We start from the raw sequence: 15309 nt of genomic DNA, 5'->3' as shown, positions 1-15309 counted from the left end.
GATGGAGTATACACAATTAGGAAAACAGATTTATGATGAAGCAGTAGCCGCAGGTTTTGATTCATGTGGCATTATTCCGATTGATAAAATGGATGGCTTTTTAACGCGGTTGAAAGAGCGAGAAGAACGGGTTCCTTCCAGTGCCGGCTTTTATGAATCTTTGAACTTCGGTCATGTAAGACAACGGTTCCCCTGGGCGAAAGCCGTCGTTATCTGTACCTATTGGTTAGGAAAATACCGATATCCCCAATCGTTGCAGGGGAAATATGCCAAAAGTTTTTTCTTGTCCCCAAGTAATTCCTGCTGTATGGACATGCAGAAAAAATGTCAGCAATTAGAAGCCTGGTTTGCTAATCGCGGAATCCATGCCGAAGGCGGAAATCAATTCAGTCAGATTAGTATTGGGCCCTTGCGATATACGGCCATGATGGCTGGATTAGGGATCATCCGGAAAAATAATTTTCTTTATACCGAAAAAGGTTCTTTTATTGCACTCGTTGGTTATGTCATCGACGAGGAATGTCTGATGCAGCATACGCCTGCGTTGCGTCCCTGTGCGGATACCTGTCATCTTTGTCAGCAGAATTGTCCCAGCAAAGCCTTGAAAGGGCCGTTCACTATGAGCCCCCTGGAATGTGTTTCATTTATCACGACATTTGCAAAAGGCCAACTGCCAGAAGGTATGGATGATTCCGCTTGCGGCACCTGGATTTGTGGTTGTGATAGTTGTCAGGATGCCTGTCCCTATAATCGTCTTCATGACTGGAATACAGGTGCTGCCTATCCCGGTTTGGAAGAACTGGCCTCAAAGTTGCAGCCTGAAACCTTATTGAAGCAAACGGATGAATTTATCCAGCAGAAAGTCATTCCTTATACCGATTATCATGTTGCAAAAGATGAGGCACAGACACTACGGATTTGTGCGGATCGCTCGATTCGAAATCAACATTGAGTGAACGTACTCCCGCCTATAGAGGCAGGGGACTCTTGCAGAATCAGGTTAAAACCATCCGTTAACGGCTAACCCCTAGCCCCTGGCCCCTAGCCACTTAAAAAGGCGCTGTCTCCATGGGACAGCGCCTTTTTCTTAATGTCCTGCGACTTCGGCTGTGGGCTGGAATGCCTGGGCAGCTTCGGGGTTTTCGTTCATGGCGTCGATGCGGGCGCGGTATTCGCTATCCGAAGCGTAGCGTTTGTTTTTGTAATAGCCGACGGTCAGGAAGGGGACGATGATGATGGCGATGGCTAAGTAACCGCAATAGCCGTAGCCGTATTTGATGATGTTGGTCAGGCCGGCGACGGAGACGGTCATGGAGGCGATGATGATGAACAGGGTGACGATGGCCGAACGGGTGACGGCGCTATGGCTTACTTTCTTCAGGCACTTCGTTTCCGAGAAGCGGGCTGTGAAGCCGAAGACTGTCGTGACGCCTGTCGAGATGAGGCACAGCAGTAAGAAGGCGCTGTAGGCGATGGTCAGCCAGGACATGCCCATGGCTTTGCAGCTGGTCAGGGTCGGTAAGGGCGATTTGCCGTAGATGCCGGTCCAGCCTAAGAGCATGCAGACCGCTAAGGTCAGGGCGATGGCATTCATGACGAAGGAGAACCACATGGACGTAGCGCAGTTCTTACGAGTGACCAGCGGCGTGCCGACAACGATCATCGTCGGGATGACGACGCACTGGAAACCGGAATAGGTGAAGGCGTGGAGGATGGCCGTCGGCAGTTTGCTGAAGCCGTTGGCGGCAAATTCCTGGGCCATGGCGGCCGTGAAGAACTGTGTCCCTTCGATGGAGCCGCCCATGTAGATGCCGACGGAGAAAATCATGATGACCATGGCCAGGATGGCGATGCCCATGTAGGTCGTTGCCCGGCGTACCAGGCCGGCGCCGAAGATGGTCAGGAAGAAGATGATGGCGCCGACGACGCCGATGCCGGTGTAATAGTTGAGGCCCGTCTGGGCATTGATGGCCGAGGCGGCACCGGAAATCGTAGCCGATACGGCCATTAAGACCATGATGTAGAAGAAGGCTTCAAACAGGTATTCGATGCCCTTGAAGGGGCTGTATAAGTTCTGGAATAACTGACGGTAACTGGTGAGATGACGGGAATTGTACATGTTCATGGCTTCCTTGATGGTCAGCGTGAACAGCAGCATGGTGATGATAGCCGTAATCGGACCGAGCCAGCCGAGGCTGACGAAGTAGACATTTTCCTGGTTGCCCGTAGCGAAACCGCCGCCGGCGTGGGAACTGAATAAGACGGCACCGACGGAAAAACACATGCTCAGTGAAGCGGCTTTGATCGATGAAATATTAGCCATAAGATTTTCCTCCTTTTAAGAACCATGGAGAGAAACGAAAACGCCTTTCGTCTCTCTGCTCGAAGCATTGAAGAGACGAAAGGCGTTGTATGATCCTTCCGCGGTACCACTCTGTTTCATCCTTGCGGATGCACTCTCGGATACGGCTCATGGCGATATCCACGCTCTATAACGGGAGTTCCCGTATCGGCCTACTCCATTCAGCCTCTCCGCTCGGCAATGAGTTCGGTCCGGTATCGCTGCTGCCTCACACCAGCCGGCAGCTCTCTGGAAACGATAGACTCAGACGTACTATTTTGCGTCGTCGCGTTTATGACGTTTATCAGTTGATGGTGCTATGATAGCATCATCACTTAATAAAGTCAAGAATGAAGCATAATATTTTTTGAAATAAACGCACTAAACGTTTAAGTTTAAGGTTTAACTACGAAAATACGATTCGGAGCTCGTAGGGGTCGCACGTGGGCGACCCGTTGGGGATTTGGATGATTCTTTTAGCAACTTGGTCGATAAATCGTACATATCCTGGAGAGGGCGCCCCGCGTGGCGCCCCTACAGAAAAGGCGCTGTCGCATTAAGCAAAAAACGTATAATGCGATAGCCGCTTTTGCTTCAAACATTAAAGAGAATGGGGTCGCGTATGTTGGTTGAAACCTTCGTGTGATAGCCCCTACGAACCACTAGCCACGAACCACTAGCCACTAGCCACGAACCACGAACCACGAACCACGAAAAAAGAGACTGTCGCATGTGCAACAGCCTCTTTTTCCTACTTATCGCGGGAAAGGTCGACCTCTTTCAAGGGAATGAGGTGGGTCTTATGTTTGAGTTTGTGATAGAAGAAGACGGCCAGGAAGACGGGGATGCCGATGTAGGCGACACTGGCACCGTACCAGTCGATTTCTGCGCCTGTGAAGGCCGAGTAGTTCTGGCCTGCCGTGACGATGATGCACATGATCAGGGCCAGGAGGGGGCCGAAGGGGAACCACGTTGCCTTATAGGGCAGGTCTTTCAGGTCTTTACCCTGGGCGATATAAGCCCGGCGGAAGCGGAAGTGGCAGATGGCGATGCCGATCCAGGTGATGAAACCGGCCATGCCGCTGATGTTGACCAGCCAGTCATAGGCTTTGCCTTCGCCGATGAGGGACGTCAGGAAGGCAGCCAGGCCGAAGACGACCGTTGCGAACAGGGCATACGACGGGACGCCGCGCTTGTTCAGCTTGAGGAAGCATTTCGGTGCCTGCCCCGTTTCGGCCATGGCGTAGAGCATACGCGTCGAGACGTAGAGGCCCGAGTTGCCTGCCGACAGGACGGCGGTCAAAATGACGGCGTTCATGATGGAAGCGGCTGCGGCCAGGCCGAAGCGTTCAAAGACCAGCGTGAACGGGCTGATGGAGATATTTTCGATGTTCGTGTTGAGCAGATTCGGGTCCGTGTAGGGGATGAGGAAGCCGATGACCGTAAAGGCGCCTAAATAGAAGATGAGGATACGCCAGAAGATGGAGTGGACGGCGCGGGGCACGTTCTTTTCCGGATCTTCACTTTCACCGGCGGCGATGCCGATCATTTCCGTCCCCTGGAAGGAGAAGCCGGCGACCATGAAGATGCCCAGCATGGCCGTGAAGCCGCCGACGAAGGGCGCATCGCCGATGGTCCAGTTGGTAAAGCCCGGCGACGGTTCCGGCCCGAGGCCCAGGATGAGCAATGTCCCGGCAAAGAGGAAGACCAGAACCGTCAGGACCTTGATGCCGGCGAAGATGAATTCGCTTTCGCCGTAGGACCGGGTCGACAAGTAGTTGAGGACGAAGAGGATAATGAGGAACAGGCCGCTCCAGATGGCAGCCGGTACGTCAGGGAACCAGTATTTCATGATCAGGGCGCCGGCGACGAGTTCGGCCGCTACCGTGATGGCCCAGTTGAACCAGTAGTTCCAGCCCAGGGCAAAGCCCAGGGATTTATCGACGTAGCGGTTGGCGTAGGTTTCAAAAGAACCGCTGACCGGCAGGTACGACGCCATTTCACCGAGGCCTGTCATGAGGAAATAAACCATGATACCGATGAGGGCATAGGCGACGAGGGCACCGCCCGGACCGGCAGAGCTGACCGTTTCACCGCCGGCGACGAACAGGCCCGTGCCGATAGCGCCGCCGATGGCGATCATGTTCATGTGGCGGGCTTTCAGGCTGCGGCGCAGTCCCTGCTGCTGTTGAGTTTCTTCCATGCAAAATCACAACCTTTTTTCATTGAATTGAATTGATAAATAAAATCTAAAAAAACTCATACCTTTACATTATAAAGGATGAATCCTTCTCTGACAAATGGATATTCTGCATGGAAGTAAATCGTTTATGCGATTAATGGATATATAACGTGACGCTGTAGTCTTGACAAGGATTTCGAGAACATGTACACTAAAGATAAAATAGTTGAACATGTTCAAGAAGGTGTTTTTATGGAAAAAGATAAAGACGAAGTCCGTCAGCGCATCCTGGCTGCGGCGAAGGAGCTCTTTGTCCAGCAGGGGTATAAAAAGACGACGATCCGTCAGATTGTCGAGAAATCGGGCGTCCTCACAGGGAGCATCTATTATTTCTTCAAGAATAAAGAAGATATCTTCCAGTCCCTGGTCATGGAGCTGCTGCGGCAGTGCACCGATTTGATTGCAGCCCATTTCAGGCAGGAGTCGCCGGCCTTCCGCTACGCTGCCCTGTGCCTCGTCGAATTTGAAGCCGTGGCCATGAACCAGCTCGTCCGCGAAACCTATTATGAAGGCTATACGACGCCCTTGACGTTTGAAAAGATCACGGACCATCTGGCCGATATGACGGGCCGCATCTTCGGCGATTCCCTGGGATTATCGAAGGAGGATATTTTCCTGCGCTCCCTGCTCATCAAAGGGGCCATGCGCAGCTACATCGTCCAGTTCGACTTCAGCCAGCCCATGGACAGCCAAAAGTACGCCGCCCTGGTCCTGGATACGGCTTTGCAGCTGCTGGGCATTTCGGCCGCTGAGAGCCATGACGTCCTGGCCCAGCTCGAACAGCGCCTGCCGGAAATCGAAGCCATTGCCGATGAGATGATCCACCGGCGATAGGACGGCTTCCTGTAAAGGATTGCCGCATGAGGCCATTTTGGCTTCATGGGGCAGCCTTTTTTGCTTAATATTTGAACGCGTTCAACAAACAAAAGGGGGAACTCATCATGTTCATAGAAAAAAAGAAATGGGCTGCCGGCCTGCTCCTGGCCCTGACCGTCATGATAACGGCTTTCTGCCTGGCCGTCGCCGGCATTATGGTCCTCTTTGCCGTGCTCAGTCCGGATGCGGTCATGTCCATTGAACTGCCCTTGCTCTATATTATGCCGGGCCTCTTGTACAGCGGCCTGAGCTGGCCTGATTTCTACATGAGCGACGTCGCCGCCGCCATTGCCCAGATTTTCCCCATGCGCCATGCCGCCGACAGCGTCCGCGACATCTTATTGGCCGGTTATGCGCCGGCGCTGGTTTCCCAGTCCCTGCAGCTGCTGCTCATGGGGGCCGGGGCCTTTGCCCTGGGAACGGCCATCTTTGCCCTGCGCCGCCGCTATGGCATGAAGACGTTCCTGGAAATAGCGGCAGGGGCTATTGCGCGTAAGCGGAAAGGAGCGCGGTCATAATGGGATTTATCGCATTGATACGCCGGGAACTGGTCAACGCCTTTCTCCACGATGCCCGGCGGGCCATCTTTCTCTTCGGTGCTGCAACGGCCTATCTGATTCTCTTCGGCATCCTCTATTACCCCGGCGTCGTCAAGGAGATACCGACGGTCGTCTGCGATGAGGAACATACGGCCTACAGCCGCCTTTTGACCCGCCAGGTCGATGATGACGAACGGCTGGGGCTGGTCCGCGTCGTCGCCGATGAAGGGGAGGCACGGGACATGCTGCGACGGAAAGAGGTCTACGCCGCCGTCATCATTCCGGCCGATTTTTCTCACGATATCCTCAACGGCCGCAGCGCTAAAGTCCTGTTCATGCTCAACGGGGCCAATATCATTACGACCAATATCGCCACGACGGCTGGCAACGACATCGTCAATACCTTCAATACGCGCTTTGCCGCCCGACAGGCGGCCCTGCGGACCAGCGGTGATGAACAGATGCTGAAGAAGCGCATCTCACCGGTAGAGACGACGCTGCGCGTCCTCAATAACCCGACCCAGAGTTACATGATGTTCTTCGTCACCGGCCTGGCCATGGCGGCCATGCAGCAGGGCTTTTTCCTGGCCATCGGAGCTGCCGTCCAGTGCGATTTCCGCAATCCTGAGCTGAAAGGGACGTCGAAGGGCAGGCTGCTGGTCGTCAAAGTCGGCGTGTACTGGGGCCTGTCCATTTTATCCTTTGGCCTGGTCTGTGTCCTGGCCCGCCTGCTGGGCATCCCTGACCGGGCGTCCATCCAGTCGCTGGGCCTTTTGGCCGGTGCCTTCTCTTTTGCTGCCATTTCCCTGGGCCTCTTCGCGTCATCCATTTTCCACAACGAATTGCAGTTCGTCCGGGCGTCCATCATGTACACCGTGCCGGCCTTCATCTTCGGCGGCTATACGTGGCCCCTGGAAGCCATGGACCCAGTGACCCAGGTCGTCGCCCAGGCCTTTCCCATGGCCTGGATGTCCAACGCCGTCCGCGAACTCTTCCTGTCCGGCCATCTGGCCACGCTGAGCCATAACCTGACGGCCCTGACGGTCATGGGCATCATTTTCCTCAGCCTGGGGAGCTGGATTTTCCTGCACAAGATAGATGGTGTAAAATAATTGTGGGGAAACTTTATCACAGTTTCGCCAGAAGACTCCTTCCTCTTAGGTAGGGGCATCAATGGCGATGGATTTCGCAGGTTCGATGCTTGCGAAATCCACCCTGTGTCATTTCTGTCTTAGCCTTTTCACCTCGGTTACGGTATAATGGTAGATAACAGAGGAGGTGAATCCTAGATGTACTTGACGTAATCGAATATCATCCGCGGCTTGTCGAAACAAGAGTATACGATGCTCCGGGAAATGTGCCAATACAGCAATAATCTGTACAATGTAGCGGTCTATACGATTCGGCAGCATTACTTCGATACCCAGCAATTCTTGCGGTACGAAGAAAATTACCCCATCTGCAAGAAAAATGAAAACTACGGCTTGTTGCAGGCTGGTGTTTCTCAACAGATATTGAAGGTAGCCGACCGCAGTTTTCGGTCCTTTTTCAGCCTTTTAAAGAAAGTAAAGTCTGGAGACTATGGCTCAAAGGCTGTCCGCCTGCCACACTACCGTGAAAAAGGGGGCTTGTTCCATCTCGTTTTGTCGACAGCCGCCATCAATATTAAGGATGGTTTCCTGACGGTGCCGATGAGCCGTGAATATATGAAACGCCATCACGGCCATCGGATTCGGATTCCTGTTCCCGACAGGCTGAAGGATAAGACGATTCAGGAAGTCCGCATCTGTCCTATGTATGGCGGACGGTATTTCAAGATTCAGTATTGCTACTTACAGGACCCGGAACCAGTGAAAACCTCGCCAGACCGTGTCCTAGCTATCGACTTGGGACTGGACAATCTGGCCGCCTGCGTTACCAATACGGGGACGTCGTTCCTCATGGACGGTCGTAAACTCAAATCTATCAACCAGTATTGGAACAAACGCAAAGCCAGACTCCAAAGCATTGCCGCCAAGCAGGGCCAGAAGACGACGAATCAGCTCTGCCAGTTAGCGAAGAAACGCCATTTCCGGATGCAGGAGATCCTTCGCAAGACAGCCCGTTACATTGTTAATTTCTGCATTGACCATCAGATAGGGAGCATTGTCTGTGGCTATAATCGCGATTTCAAACGAGGACTAAAGCTGGGCAAAGTGACGAATCAGCATTTTACTCAAATCAGCCTGAGCTATCTGCGTAGTACCTTGAAACACCTGTGTGAACGCTATGGGATAAGCTATCTGGAACAGGAGGAATCGTATACCTCTCAGGCCAGCTGCCTGGATTTGGATGATATTCCCGTATACCAGCCGGATACACCCTATACAGGAACGTTCAGCGGGAAACGAGTCCAGCGCGGCCTGTACCGCTTCGCTAACGGCAGGACGGCTAATGCCGACATCAACGGCGCCGCCAACATACTTCGTAAAAGTAAGCAGAACTTCGATTTCGAGGGACTGTGTAAAGGGCTTTTGGACAGCCCTTTGAGAACAAGGCTATCCTGATTTCAGGAGGAAACTTAAACAGCAACCTTCTCAAGAATCTCCCGCTTCTATAAGCGGGAGAGGTTCAACTTGTCATTCAAAAAAAATCTCACAATATGTTGACACCGTCCAGGGCTTGTCGCACGTGCGACAAGCCTTTTTTTATGCTATAATATAGCCGTCTCGCTGATGGGTTCCATGAGCGTGTGGATTGAAATTGTAATATTGAGTAGTAAGTTATTGAGTGGCCTGTCGTATGATATTCATACGGCAGGTTTTTTCTATAAATAAATTTTACTATTCAATATTACAGAAAATATATATTGACTAGTGGTGTGGAACGGAGTATACTGAATGTATCAAAAATGAATTATAGAATTCACAAAATGGTAGAGAAAGGAGAACAGAGATGGGAACATATATTGGGCATACTAGCGAAGAGGGACGACAGCAGCTGCTGATAGACCATTTGAAAGGGACCAGCCTTTTGGCAGAACGATTTGCCAGTATATTTGATGCGGCCGAATGGGGGAAGATGGCCGGGTTATATCATGACATCGGGAAATATAGCGCGGCTTTCCAGCAACGGATCCTGGAAGAGGGACCGCGGGTCGATCATTCTACGGCTGGTGCCTTGCTGATGAAGAAAATAAAGAATGTGCCTTTGGCTTTCTGTATTGCCAGTCATCACAGCGGTCTCCTCAATACGGGAACGAGATTATCGAAAACCGATGACGGTACCTTGAAGGGGCGGCTGAAAAAAGAATTGAAAGGCAAGCTGGACTATTCGGCTTATCGGCAGGAATTGCCTGAACCGCTGCCGATTCGCAAGGCACCGGCCTTTTTATACGGAAAAGACAAGTTTTATTACTCTTTCTTCATCCGTATGCTTTTTTCTTGCTTAGTCGATGCCGATTTCTTGGATACGGAACAATTCGTGAACGCTGGCAAGGTGCAGCGCGGCGGATTCGCGACGATGCAGGAACTTCACGATTTATTTTTTGCTTATTATGCAACATTTGGGGAACCCACTACGCCTATCAATCAAAAACGGCAGGAAATTTATCAGCAATGTCTGGATGCAGCTGAAAAGGAACCCGGTATGTTTAGCCTGACCGTTCCGACCGGCGGCGGTAAGACCTTGTCTTCCTTGGCTTTTGCTTTGAAACACGCTGTAAAGTATAAGAAACAGCGGATTATTTATATCATCCCTTATACGTCGATTATTGAGCAGACTGCTGATATTTTCCGCAATATCCTGGGAGATGGTAACGTCATCGAACACCATATGAATGTCGATTACGATAAAGATGACAATAAAGAGGATAATGACAAAAAGGAAGATGATGGCTTGAACCGCAAAAAGCTGGCGACTGAAAACTGGGATGCGCCCGTCATTGTGACGACGAATGTGCAGTTTTTTGAATCCCTCTTTGCGGCCAAGACCAGCCGGTGCCGCAAGGTACATAATATTGCCAATAGTGTCCTCATCTTTGATGAAGCGCAGATGCTCCCTGAGCCTTATTTGCGGCCTTGTATCCGCAGTATAGGCGAATTGGTGGCCAATTATCGCTGCACAGCTGTATTGTGTACGGCAACGCAGCCGAGTTTGGAAACGTATTTTTTCCAGATTGGAGAAGGCCTGAAAGTGCGGGAAATCTGCCCGGATACACAAGGACTGTATGAATTCTTCAGGCGCGTCACTTATCGATTCATGGATGTAGATTCTTTGGAATCCTTGGCAGCGCAGCTGAAAGAGCATGAGCAGGTCCTGTGTGTCACTAATTCCAAGAAGGACGCTCGGGACTTGTATCAGATGATGGCGGGCGATGGATGTTATCATTTGTCGACCTTCATGTATCCGGCTCATCGGCGCCGCGTCTTAGCAATCATCCGTCAACGCCTTAAGGATGGTTTGCCCTGCCGGGTCATTTCAACCAGCTTGATTCAGGCTGGCGTCGATGTCGATTTCCCTGTTGTTTATCGTGAAATTGCCGGCCTGGATAGTATTATCCAGACAGGCGGCCGCTGCAATCGGGAAGGGAAACAGCGGACCGAAGACAGTATCGTATATATTTATGATTTGCATAAGCCTATGAACCGGATCCCTGCTTTCGTGCGGCGCCCTATTGAAATAACCCAGATGGTGGCGAAGCACCATGCCGACATAGCCAGTGCAGAGAGTATTAAAGCGTATTTCGACCAGCTCCATTACACGATTGGCGAAGACCAGCTGGACAGCAAAAATATTTTGAAACGATTAGAAGGAAATACCCCGGACTTTACAGAGATTGCAAAAGATTTTAAACTGATAGAGGAAGATAGCAGACCCGTTTTTATTCCCGTAGATGATGACCTGGATAATCAGAAAATCCTGACACAATTGATAGCCGGTGTTTGTAACCGGTCCATATTACGTAAGGCTAATCAATATATGGTCAGCGTCTATGAGAACCAGTTCGAGAAACTCTGGGAAACGAATAAGCTGGACGCATTGGATTTAGGATTGTACGTACTAAAAGATCCGGCGGTATATGACCCGGATACGGGGCTCGTCGTCAATATGGAAGATGGAATAGGCATCTTTTTATAAATTGAGGAGATGATGATATGGCAATACGCGTAGAGGTTTGGGGAGATTATGCCTTGTTCTCCCGGCCGGAAATGAAAACGGAACGTGTCAGTTATGATGTCATGACACCGTCTGCAGCACGAGGCATCATTGAGGCTATTTATTGGCATCCCGGACTTAGATGGATTATTGATAAAATCTATGTCCTCAGTCCTATCCAATTTACCAATATACGCCGTAATGAAGTTAAGGCAAAGGCCAGTGCCAGAGCGGCCAAGCAGGCGATGACTAAGAAAAATGTGGCGTTGTATTTGAGTACGAAAGAAGAAATACAGCAACGGGCTTCCATGGTACTGTGCAAGGTGCATTATGTCATCGAAGCGCATTTTGAATTGACTGATAAGGCCAATGCTTCTGACAATGCAGGAAAGTTCCAGGATATCATCCGCCGCCGCCTGAAGCGGGGGCAATGCTATCATACGCCTTATTTTGGCTGCCGGGAATTTCCTGTCAATTTCCGGGAATATGAATTTGACAGTGTGCCGACAGCCTATGCTGGGGAAAATAAGGAATTAGGATATATGCTGTATGACATGGATTATTCCGACTTACAGCACATACGGCCTATGTTCTTCAAGGCGACCTTACATAACGGGGTCCTGGATTTGCGGGATTGTGAGGTGCACTCATGATTTTACAATCATTGGTAGATTACTATGAAACCTTAGCCCGACAGGGTGCTATTGCCAAACCAGGATGGGGAAACTATAAGATTTCTTATGCTGTGAATCTGAATCAACAGGGCGAAGTCATCGGCATCCTGTCTTTGGAAAAAGAAGTGATGCGGGGAAAAAAGAAGGTATCTGTGCCTACCACCCATATGCTGCCGGAAGGCGTGAAAAAATCGTCGGGCATCCGGCCGCAGTTCTTATGGGCTAATGCCGCATATTGCCTGGGCTTGCCTAAGGAAAATAAAACTGCAGATATGACGGGAGATGCGGCAACAAAATGGGAAAAGGATAAAAAACGGAGTGTAGCTTGTTTTGAAACGATGAAACAATATCATTTAGATATTTTAGAAGCTGTCCACACGCCGTCAGCAGAGGCTTTGAAGCGGTTCTTTACGACGTGGAATCCGGAAACAGCAGAAAATCATACCGTATTGAAACCGTACCTGACTACCAACCTATTAACAGCCAATGTAATGTATGCTGTTGAGGGCGTCTTTGTTCAAGATGATGAAACCATCAGGAACGCCTGGGATGCCCATTATAATCAACCATCTGGTGATGCTGTCAAAGGGCAGTGTTTAGTCACAGGGAAAATAGGACCCATTGCCCGCATCCATCCTAATATTAAAGGCGTCCGCGGTGCCCAGTCTTCGGGAGCTTCCTTAGTATCCTTTAACGCAGAGGCTTTTGAATCATACGGTCATTCAAAGGGACAGTGCTATAATGCTCCTGTCAGTGAACATGCCGCTTTTGCCTACACGACGGCATTGAATCAACTCATCGCCGATGAAAAGCATTGCAAGGTCATTGGCAATACGACTGTCGTCTATTGGGCAGCCAATGGGGAAGAAGCCTATCAGGATTTGCTTCATAGCGCCGTTTTTGAAGATGATGACACTATTGATGATGAGACACTTGATGCCTTGTTTTCTCACATCCAAAAAGGAATGCCCTTTGATTTTCAAGGAGTTCCCATCCATCCCGATACGCCTTTTTATATCTTAGGGTTATCGCCAAATGCAGCCAGACTCTCAGTCCGTTTTTTCTTACAGGATACGTTCGGTCATTTTATTGACCACGTGCGCAAACATTATGAAAGACTGGAAATCGTTATGCCTCAGCAGCATCGGGCTTACTTGCCATTATGGAGATTGCTGGGGGAAACGATGAATAAAAAAAGTAAAGATAAAACTGCATCTCCACTTTTGGCAGGCGCCGTGATGCGGAGCATCCTCTCGGATACGCCTTACCCGCAGGCTTTATACAACCATGTCATGCTGAGAGTTAAAGCAGATCAAGATGATAAAGATAAGCATATCTATAAAATTACTGCTGAAAAAGCCGCTATCATCAAGGCTTGTTTATTGAAGAATTTCCCGAAAGGAGAGACGATAACTGTGGCGTTGAATGAAGAAAGTACGAATACGGCCTATGTATTAGGCAGACTGTTCTCTGTATTGGAACAAATTCAGGAAAAAGCCCATGAAAAAGATAATGGACGCGGTAAGGTTTCCGACTCAGAAAAGAATCGGAAAGGAATAAATAGCACGATTAAGGATCGATTTTTTAATAGTGCGGCTGCGACCCCAGGATGGGTATTTCCAATTTTGTTGAAAATGGCCAATCACCATTTACGCAAATTAAATGACAGAAAGGGATTGAAAATTGAACTGGAAAAAATGGTTACAGAGTTGGAAGGGAAAATCGAGATGAATGGCCAGCCTATTCCTGCGCGGATGAATTTGACGGATCAAGGCTTATTTATTTTAGGCTATTACCATCAAACCCAGAAACGGTATGCGAAGAAGGAGGAAAAATAAAATGTCAGAACCCATTAAGAATCGCTATGAATTTACCATCCTGTTTGACGTAGAAAATGGTAATCCCAATGGAGATCCCGATGCCGGTAATATGCCGCGTGTGGATCCGGAAACGGGGTATGGCCTGGTTACCGATGTCTGCTTGAAGCGTAAGATACGCAATTGCATTGAAACGATTTGCGAAGATAAACCCGGCTATCGTATTTACGTTAAAGAAGGCGTTCCTTTGCAGCGCAGTGATAAAGAAGCCTTGGAATATGTAGGGGTTAAAGAAGAAAAGGACATCAAAAAGATGAAGACGAGCGATCCGGAACTGGACCGTAAAATTTGTGATTTCATGTGCCAGAATTTCTTTGACATACGCACTTTTGGCGCCGTTATGACGACCTTTGTCAAAAGTGCCCTCAATTGTGGCCAAGTTCGCGGTCCTGTTCAGTTGGGTTTTGCCCGCAGCATTGATCCCATCATGCCACAGGAAGTCACCATTACCCGTGTCGCCATCACGACGGAAAAAGATGCTGAAAACAAAAATACCGAAATTGGCAGGAAGTATATCATTCCCTATGCGTTATATCGTGTAGATGGCTACGTATCGGCTAACCTGGCCCGGAAAGTGACCGGTTTCAGCGAAGATGATTTGCAGTATTTATGGAAGGCCATCATTAATATGTTTGAATATGACCATTCCGCTGCCAGAGGGAATATGGCCGTCCGCGAACTCATCGTTTTCAAGCATGATAGTGAACTGGGGAATGCCCCGGCCTATAAACTTTTTGACACTATTCATGTCCAGAAAAAAGATGGCGTCATTGCTCCCAGAAACTATACGGACTACGATATCACTGTAGATGAAAGTAAAATCCCGGAACATGTTACGTGTACCCGGATGATTTAACCAAGTGAAAAAAGCGGTGCGAAGCAGAATCACACATAAAATATATCAGAGCTTCGCACCCGTCTTGATTTCTATAAAAATGAGCAATACCCGGATAATTGACTCAAAAATTGAACTGCTCATCAATCAGTTCGCAATATGATTGATGAGAGAGCAGATAGTGACTGAGCCAATTTGAAGGCCGTCGCACCCTTCACGGGTGCGTGGATTGAAATACCATTTCCAACACTTCCTTTATGATATTTTATACCGTCGCACCCTTCACGGGTGCGTGGATTGAAATGGATAAGTCCTGCATCCATGTCTTCGATATGAGAAGTCGCACCCTTCACGGGTGCGTGGATTGAAATTATTGTTCTTAATTGTGATATATCTTTATCAAGCATGTCGCACCCTTCACGGGTGCGTGGATTGAAATTCATCGTAACTATTAGATACTATACAGTGTGATTGTGTCGCACCCTTCACGGGTGCGTGGATTGAAATACTAGGATTCTGGTTGTATTCTCGAACAATATTGAGTCGCACCCTTCACGGGTGCGTGGATTGAAATTCCATAATAGACACCATGGTATTAAGGATTTTTTGTCGCACCCTTCACGGGTGCGTGGATTGAAATTGTCATCTGTTGGTATCGTAAAGGTATCGCTTAGTAGTTGGTCCTATGTCAAGTTTGAGTACAAATTAAATTGAGGTTTCTATCAATCAGTTATCCAGCAATCAAAGCTGCCTTTTTCTTGTAGTTTGCATATAATTTTTCATAGTCAT

Annotated in this window: 11 protein-coding genes, 1 CRISPR repeat array and 1 other annotated feature; of the genes, 9 read left to right on the top strand and 2 right to left on the bottom strand. The window is 49.3% G+C overall.

What is annotated here, in order from left to right:
• The first annotated feature begins 1 nt into the window (after position 1).
• Positions 2-952: an epoxyqueuosine reductase gene (locus tag ACFCTO_RS03445; RefSeq protein ID WP_499876391.1), complete on the top strand. Its 951-nt coding sequence runs from the start codon at positions 2-4 to the stop codon at positions 950-952.
• A 135-nt stretch (positions 953-1087) separates the two neighbouring features.
• On the opposite strand, the gene ACFCTO_RS03440 is transcribed toward ACFCTO_RS03445, so the two are convergent.
• Together ACFCTO_RS03440 and ACFCTO_RS03435 are read right to left on the bottom strand one after the other, a co-directional pair.
• A complete protein-coding gene (locus ACFCTO_RS03440; protein ID WP_499876390.1) occupies positions 1088-2323 on the bottom strand; it encodes a YkvI family membrane protein in 1236 nt (411 codons plus the stop codon).
• A gap of 68 nt (positions 2324-2391) precedes the next feature.
• Positions 2392-2637: a binding site (T-box leader), on the bottom strand.
• Between the two features lie 455 nt (positions 2638-3092).
• The gene (locus ACFCTO_RS03435; RefSeq protein ID WP_292262433.1) at positions 3093-4544 is read right to left on the bottom strand and encodes an amino acid permease; all 1452 of its coding nucleotides are present in this window, start codon (positions 4542-4544) and stop codon (positions 3093-3095) included.
• Between the two features lie 231 nt (positions 4545-4775).
• Here ACFCTO_RS03435 and ACFCTO_RS03430 point away from each other — a divergent pair, with 231 nt between their 5' ends.
• The 8 genes from ACFCTO_RS03430 (at position 4776) to cas7c (ending at position 14541) form a co-directional block, all read left to right on the top strand.
• Positions 4776-5417 (top strand): TetR/AcrR family transcriptional regulator, encoded by a 642-nt coding sequence (locus ACFCTO_RS03430; protein ID WP_298676901.1) that lies wholly within the window; start codon positions 4776-4778, stop codon positions 5415-5417.
• Between the two features lie 107 nt (positions 5418-5524).
• On the top strand, positions 5525-5977 hold the full coding sequence (locus ACFCTO_RS03425) for an ABC transporter permease (RefSeq protein WP_302485806.1): 453 nt from the start codon (positions 5525-5527) through the stop codon (positions 5975-5977).
• Positions 5977-7110 (top strand): ABC transporter permease, encoded by a 1134-nt coding sequence (locus ACFCTO_RS03420; protein WP_302485807.1) that lies wholly within the window; start codon positions 5977-5979, stop codon positions 7108-7110. Before ACFCTO_RS03425 ends, ACFCTO_RS03420 begins: the two co-directional genes overlap by 1 nt.
• 231 nt (positions 7111-7341) lie before the next feature.
• The gene (locus ACFCTO_RS03415) at positions 7342-8544 is read left to right on the top strand and encodes an RNA-guided endonuclease InsQ/TnpB family protein (protein WP_499876389.1); all 1203 of its coding nucleotides are present in this window, start codon (positions 7342-7344) and stop codon (positions 8542-8544) included.
• A gap of 388 nt (positions 8545-8932) precedes the next feature.
• On the top strand, positions 8933-11116 hold the full coding sequence (cas3, locus tag ACFCTO_RS03410; protein WP_499876388.1) for a CRISPR-associated helicase Cas3': 2184 nt from the start codon (positions 8933-8935) through the stop codon (positions 11114-11116).
• Positions 11117-11133: 17 nt separating this feature from the next.
• Positions 11134-11787, top strand: coding sequence for a type I-C CRISPR-associated protein Cas5c (cas5c, locus tag ACFCTO_RS03405; RefSeq protein WP_499876387.1), 654 nt, complete (start codon positions 11134-11136; stop codon positions 11785-11787).
• Complete coding sequence (cas8c, locus tag ACFCTO_RS03400; protein ID WP_499876386.1) at positions 11784-13646, top strand: type I-C CRISPR-associated protein Cas8c/Csd1; 1863 nt, start codon at positions 11784-11786, stop codon at positions 13644-13646. Before cas5c ends, cas8c begins: the two co-directional genes overlap by 4 nt.
• 1 nt (position 13647) lies before the next feature.
• A complete protein-coding gene (cas7c, locus tag ACFCTO_RS03395) occupies positions 13648-14541 on the top strand; it encodes a type I-C CRISPR-associated protein Cas7/Csd2 (RefSeq protein WP_020310787.1) in 894 nt (297 codons plus the stop codon).
• A 183-nt stretch (positions 14542-14724) separates the two neighbouring features.
• A CRISPR array of direct repeats spans positions 14725-15160; the repeat unit is 32 nt; unit sequence GTCGCACCCTTCACGGGTGCGTGGATTGAAAT.
• Positions 15161-15309 lie beyond the last annotated feature (149 nt).

The sequence above is a fragment of the Megasphaera indica genome (assembly GCF_046614755.1).
In the GTDB taxonomy this organism is placed as follows: Bacteria; Bacillota; Negativicutes; order Veillonellales; family Megasphaeraceae; genus Megasphaera; species Megasphaera intestinihominis.
This window is presented reverse-complemented; position numbering and strand designations above follow the sequence as displayed.

Coding starts and splice junctions, on each gene's coding strand:
- ACFCTO_RS03445 (WP_499876391.1), top strand. CDS start 2: ATGGAGTATACACAATTAGGAAAACAGATTTATGATGAAGCAGTAGCC.
- ACFCTO_RS03440 (WP_499876390.1), bottom strand. CDS start 2,323: ATGGCTAATATTTCATCGATCAAAGCCGCTTCACTGAGCATGTGTTTT.
- ACFCTO_RS03435 (WP_292262433.1), bottom strand. CDS start 4,544: ATGGAAGAAACTCAACAGCAGCAGGGACTGCGCCGCAGCCTGAAAGCC.
- ACFCTO_RS03430 (WP_298676901.1), top strand. CDS start 4,776: ATGGAAAAAGATAAAGACGAAGTCCGTCAGCGCATCCTGGCTGCGGCG.
- ACFCTO_RS03425 (WP_302485806.1), top strand. CDS start 5,525: ATGTTCATAGAAAAAAAGAAATGGGCTGCCGGCCTGCTCCTGGCCCTG.
- ACFCTO_RS03420 (WP_302485807.1), top strand. CDS start 5,977: ATGGGATTTATCGCATTGATACGCCGGGAACTGGTCAACGCCTTTCTC.
- ACFCTO_RS03415 (WP_499876389.1), top strand. CDS start 7,342: ATGCTCCGGGAAATGTGCCAATACAGCAATAATCTGTACAATGTAGCG.
- cas3 (WP_499876388.1), top strand. CDS start 8,933: ATGGGAACATATATTGGGCATACTAGCGAAGAGGGACGACAGCAGCTG.
- cas5c (WP_499876387.1), top strand. CDS start 11,134: ATGGCAATACGCGTAGAGGTTTGGGGAGATTATGCCTTGTTCTCCCGG.
- cas8c (WP_499876386.1), top strand. CDS start 11,784: ATGATTTTACAATCATTGGTAGATTACTATGAAACCTTAGCCCGACAG.
- cas7c (WP_020310787.1), top strand. CDS start 13,648: ATGTCAGAACCCATTAAGAATCGCTATGAATTTACCATCCTGTTTGAC.